Below are 5598 nucleotides of genomic sequence, written 5' to 3' on the forward strand. Positions count from 1 at the left end.
ACCAAAAAAGGCAAATACGGCCTCAAGGCCCTCGTGCATCTTTCCGGACTGCCGGCCGGCCAGCTTGCATTCGTCAACGACATCGCTGTCGCCAACAATATTCCGAAGAAATTCCTCGACGCTATTCTGGGCGAGTTGCGCAATGCCGGTTTCGTCCAGAGCCGCAAGGGCAAGGAAGGCGGCTATCGCCTTGCCCGGCCGGCCTCCGAGATCAAGATCGGCCATGTCGTGCGCGTCCTCGACGGGCCTCTGGCGCCGATCCCCTGCGCCAGCCGCACGCAGTACCAGCGCTGTGAGGATTGCGACGAGGCGACCTGCCAGGTCCGGCACATGATGCTGGAAGTGCGCCAGGCGATTGCCGAGGTGCTGGACAACCGCAGCCTTGCCGCCATGCGCGACGCCGACAATGACGATTTTCCCGTCGAGCTGACCTCGCAGATCTGACCCGGACCTGAAGCTCCGCATCAAGGTCAGCGCCGTCCCCTGGGCGCTCGAATGCCTGTGCCCGATTGCGTCGGGGCAATGGACGCAGTAGAGCGGCCTTTCGGACGCAACCAGGAACAGGCGGGACACCGATCCGATGAGGCTGCCGTGGTTCGGAAAATCCCGCAAGGCCGACCGCAGGACATCGTCCAACATCTACCACACCGAGATCATCGCCGACGTGCCGGTGCCGGAGCGCGGCGAAGCTGTTCGTTTCTTCAGCCGCAGGCTGGTCAGGCCCGGCCGGCTGCGCCGCTTCTCGAACCGCGATGTTCGCGAAAGCCTGTTGCTCGGCTTTTTTCTTGTGGTCGCCGCGACGTTGCCGCTCGCCAGTTGGGTGCGGATCTGCGCCTGGAGCTCCAAGCTCCGGCTGAAGCGCCATCTACGCAAGGATTTTCCACGCTATGCCGCGGCGGTTCGTGCCGTCTTCGGCGATGGCGTCGATACGGAAGCGCTATTCAAGGGGTTGCTTGCCGCGGTCCATCGCCGACAATTGCTGCTTGCCGCGCACATCACCGGCCATGGCTGGTCGCCGGAAATTCGGCTGGAGGGCCTTGAGGGCCTGCGCGCGGCGCTGCAGCGAGGTCGGGGCGCCATCATCTGGTGTGATCAGTTCACCGCCCAGACCGTCATCGGCAAGCGGGCCCTGCATGAGGCCGGCATCGAGGCGCATCAGGTCAGCGTCAACTTCCACGGCGTTTCGGACACGGTGTTCGGCCTGCGCTTCCTGAACCGGCCGCTGATCGCGGTGGAGAACCGTTTTCTGAAAGGCCGGGTCATCTTCGAGCGCGGCGACGCCTATCAGGTGACCGTGCGCATGCAGCGCATGCTCAGGGAAAACGGCGTCGTCCTGATGACCAACACCACCCACTCCGGCACGACGTTCACCGAAGTCGACATGGGGCAAAGCGGTTGGACCCAACTGGCCTCGACTCCGGCGAACTTCGCCGCGCGCGGCGGAACGGCGCTGTTTGCCATGTCGACCTTCGAGACGGTGCCGTTTCGCGAATACCGTGCGGTTATCAGTCCCGAACTGGTCCCGGCTGAAGAGCCGATATCCGCCGCGACAGGGGACATGGCGGCGAAGAACCTGGAGCTGCAGGCGCGCTACATCCTGCTCAAGCGCGATCGCCTCCTGGAGGCGATGAAATTGTACCCGGAACAGATGATGGTATGGGCAGGTGCCCAGAGGTTCACCGAGAGGTCGGGCGACACGACGGACGCCGACGCCGACGTATCCTCATGAGGTCTTTGTCCTAAGTTCGTCAAGCACGCCGGCGACGATGTTGGAGATCCGGCCGGTGCCGTCCACGGTCAAGGCGGGTTCATCCGCTGTCGGCGCTTCCAGAGTGGCGAACTGACTGTCGACCAGGCTCGCCGGCATGAAATGCCCCTTGCGGCTGCCGACACGGCGCCTGGCGGTTTCCGCATCGATTTCCAGATAGACGAAACGCAGGTCCGGGCAAAAGCCGCCCAGCCGCCTGCGGTAGCCGCGCTTCAGCGCCGAGCAGGCGGCGACTACGCTCTGCCCGTCGGCGATCGAGGCCGCGATGCGCCGGCCGATCGCATCGAGCCAGCCGGCGCGCAATTCGTCGGTGAGCGGTTCACCGCTTGCCATGCGCGCCACATTCTCGGGCGGATGCAGCCTGTCGCCCTCGACGAATGCTGTACCCAGCGCCGCCGCCAGCGCCTCGCCGACCGCGGACTTGCCGCAGCCGGCAACCCCCATCACCACGATGGCCAGCGGCGTCTTGGTCGCCGGCGGTCCCGCTTTTTCGATCACGGTCAGCGGCTCGCCGGGGCCCGGCCGTAGAGCAGAAGCATGACCACGATGACCACGCCGTAGATGATCTGCCGTCCTGCCTCCGGCATCTGCATGACCGAGAGGATGGACTGCAGAAGCGTGATCAGGATGACGCCGGCGACAGTGCCCAGATAGGAACCGCGTCCACCAAGGATCGAGGTGCCGCCGAGCACCACCGCCGCGATCGACGGCAAGAGATAGGCATCGCCCATCGACTGCGCCGCCTTCGAAGCGTAACCCGCCAAAAGCACGCCGCCAAAGGCCGAGAGTCCGCCCGAAACCGCGAAGGCGACCATCACAACGCGGCGTGTGTCAATGCCCGAAAGATAGGCGGCGCGCTCACGGTTGCCGATGCCGTAGACGGCGCGGCCGAAGCCGGTACGGGTCAGCACGAAGACCATGGCAGCGCCGATTAGCGCCCAGATGATGACGGCGTTGGGCACCGCCGGAATGGCAAAGCCGGTCGCCAGGTAGCGCATGGCCGGCGTTGCCGAATCCTGCGGCGAGAAGCCCCCCGTGTAGACCACCATCAGCCCTTGCGCGACGGCGTTGGTGGCCAGCGTCACGATCATCGAGGGGATGCGCAGATAGGCGACGCCGATGCCGTTGACGACGCCGATCGCGATACCGCAGACAATGCCGAAAGGGATGGCAAGCGCCACGCCGACCGGACCGTAGGCCGCGGCCGCGGCGGCCATCATCGCGCCGACCGCCACCGACCACGGCACCGACAGGTCGATCTGGCCGAGCAGGATGACCAGCATCATGCCGGTGGCAATGACGCCGAGGAACGACGCCACTTTGAGCTGCTGCAAGAGATATTCCGGCGACAGGAAGCTGCGCGAATAGAGGCTGCCGAGAAACAGCAGCAGCACGATGCAGGCGAAGGCCGTGATAACAGCCGGATCGGCGCGCCGGATGAATTTCGGCATGCGCCCGGCGATGCCGCCGATGGTCGTTTCGCTCACAGGAACCACTCCAGCCGGTTGCGGACCCTGAACAGGGCGAAGGCGCCGAGGCTGACCGCGATCAGGAGGATGACGCCCTGGAACAGCGGTTGCCAGAGCGGATCGAAATCGAAGACGAACAAAAGGTCGCCAATGGTGCGGAAGGCGAGTGCGCCGAAGATCGCGCCGATGGCGCTGCCCTTGCCGCCGAACAGCGAAACGCCGCCGAGCACGACGGCGGCGATCGAAAACAGCGTATAGGCATTGCCGCTGGCATAGGCGGCGTCGCCCGTATAGGTGAAGAAGGTCAGGAACAGCCCGCCGATCGCGGCAAGCAGCCCGGCAAGCGCGTAGGCGACGAATTTCCCGCGCCGGATCGGCACGCCCGACATGTAGGCGGCGGTTTCCGAGGAGCCGGCGGCGTAGGCCGCGCGGCCAAGCTCCGAGCGGCTGAACGGCACCCACACGATCAGCACCACGACCGCCAGCGCGACCAGGCTCGCCGGCGCGACGCCGAAGAAGCGCCCGGTCAGGAAATCGGCAAGGTCCTCATTGACCGAACCGCCCGGAAACGGCCGCAGCAGCAGTGCGAGGCCGAAATAGACGGCGCCGGTGGCGATGGTGGCGACGATCGGCTGCAGCCGCCCATAGATGACGATGGCGCCGTTGATGGCGCCGCAGACGAGCCCGGTGCCGAGCACCGCGACGACGCCGAAGGCGGTCTCGAGGCCGGTGCCGATGACCAGCCAGGAAGCCAGGCAATTGGTCAGCGTGAAGATCATGCCGACGGATAGATCGATGCCGGCCGTGATCACTACCAGGGTCTGCGCCATGGCGACGAAGGCAAGCAGCACGCCCTTGTTGGCGGCCGTCTGCACGACATTGGCGGTAAAGCCCGCCGGGTGGTTCGCGCTGTAGATCGCGAACATGGCGACGAAGATACCGAGTGCGAGCAGCGTTCCGCGTTGCTCGGCCAGCCAGTAACGCCAATCCTTCACGCTACGATCCCCTTCATGCGCCCTCTCCCTGCATCGGACCGGCGCCCTCGCCGTGGATATTGAGCGCGCTGGCGATCAGCGCATGCTCGGTGATCTCGGAGCCGACCAGCTCGCGCTTGACCGCGCCGTCATAGAGCACGAGCACCCGGTCGCAGCAGCCGATCAGTTCGTCATAGTCGGTCGAATAGAACAGGATCGCGGCCCCGGCGTCGGCGAGCTTGCGCATCAACTGGTAGAGTTCCTGCTTGGTGCCGACATCGATGCCGCGCGTCGGGTCGTTGAGCAGGACGATGCGCGGCTGCCGCATCAGCCATTTGGCGATGACGACCTTCTGCTGGTTGCCGCCCGACAGCGCGCCGACCGGAATGTCGAGGCCAGCGGTCTTGATCGCGAGCAGCTCCACCATGTCGTCGATCAGCCGCTGCTCGGTCGCGCGGTCGATGACGCCGGCCTTTGACAGCCGGTCGAGCGCCGCGAAGGAAAGGTTCTCGCGCACCGTCATCGGCAGCATGAGCCCCTCGGTCTTGCGGTCCTCGGGGATGAGCGCCATGCCGATGCGATCGTCACGCGCGGCTGAAGGACTGGCGATGGAAACCGCCTTGCCGTCGACCAGGATCTCGCCGGCAAGGCCGCGCAGCACGCCGAAGAAGGCAAGCAGCAACTCCCGCTGGCCCTGACCGTCGAGGCCGCCGAGGCCGACGACCTCGCCCGCCCCGACGGTGAGCGAGACATTGTCCAGCCGATCGGTCCAGCACAGGTTGCGCGCCTCCAGCACCGGGACGGCGGCGGCGTGCCGCGCCGGCTTCGGCGGGAAGATGTGGCTGTATTCGCGTCCGATCATCAATTCGACGACTTCGCTGTCGCTCTTCGAGCCGGCCGCGTAGCTGGCGACGTTGCGGCCGTTGCGGAAGACGGTGCACTGGTCGGCAAGCTCGGCGATCTCGTTCATCCGGTGCGAGATGTAGAGCAGCGCCAGCCCCTCTTCCCGCAGCCTCTTCAGCACGCCGAAGATCTTGGCGACATCGGTCGCGGTCAGCGCCGAGGTCGCCTCGTCGAGGATCAGGATGCGCGGCTTGCGGGCCAGCGCCTTGGCGATCTCGACCATCTGCCGGCGCGACAGCGGCAAATCCTTCACCAGCGCCAGCGGATGGATGTCGGAAGCACCTGCGCGGGCGAGCGCCTCTTCGGCGATGCGGCGCTGCGCCTTGCGGTCGATCAGGCCGAAACGCTTCGGCGGGTCGGAGATGACGATGTTGTCGGCGACGCTGAGTTCCGGGATCAGCGACAGTTCCTGGAAGATGCAGACGATGCCTGCCTGGTTGGCCGCCGCCGGCGAGGCGAAGCTCACCTCGCGACCGTCCAGCAT

General features: G+C 65.9%; 6 protein-coding genes. 2 read left to right on the plus strand and 4 right to left on the minus strand.

Annotated features, from left to right (window positions below):
• Positions 1–444 (plus strand): Rrf2 family transcriptional regulator (locus EOA33_RS22210; protein WP_145989233.1); only part of this gene is annotated, 444 nt, incomplete at its 5' end.
• Positions 445–580: 136 nt separating this feature from the next.
• Positions 581–1729 carry a hypothetical protein gene (locus tag EOA33_RS22215; RefSeq protein ID WP_127406600.1) on the plus strand — a complete coding sequence of 383 codons (1149 nt, stop codon included), beginning with the start codon at positions 581–583 and terminating at the stop codon, positions 1727–1729.
• Here the strand turns inward: EOA33_RS22215 and EOA33_RS22220 are convergent.
• The 4 genes from EOA33_RS22220 to EOA33_RS22235 form a co-directional block, all read right to left on the minus strand.
• A complete protein-coding gene (locus tag EOA33_RS22220) occupies positions 1724–2212 on the minus strand; it encodes a gluconokinase (RefSeq protein WP_127406602.1) in 489 nt (162 codons plus the stop codon). The two genes, EOA33_RS22215 and EOA33_RS22220, sit on opposite strands and share 6 nt — an antisense overlap.
• 56 nt (positions 2213–2268) lie before the next feature.
• Positions 2269–3255 carry an ABC transporter permease gene (locus tag EOA33_RS22225; protein WP_127406601.1) on the minus strand — a complete coding sequence of 329 codons (987 nt, stop codon included), beginning with the start codon at positions 3253–3255 and terminating at the stop codon, positions 2269–2271.
• Entirely contained in the window at positions 3252–4232 is a 981-nt protein-coding gene (locus EOA33_RS22230) for an ABC transporter permease (RefSeq protein WP_126059028.1), read from the minus strand. Before EOA33_RS22230 ends, EOA33_RS22225 begins: the two co-directional genes overlap by 4 nt.
• 13 nt (positions 4233–4245) lie before the next feature.
• Positions 4246–5598 (minus strand): sugar ABC transporter ATP-binding protein (locus tag EOA33_RS22235; protein ID WP_145989234.1); only part of this gene is annotated, 1353 nt, incomplete at its 5' end.

The sequence above is a fragment of the Mesorhizobium sp. M4A.F.Ca.ET.050.02.1.1 genome, assembly GCF_003997725.1.
In the GTDB taxonomy this organism is placed as follows: Bacteria; Pseudomonadota; Alphaproteobacteria; order Rhizobiales; family Rhizobiaceae; genus Mesorhizobium.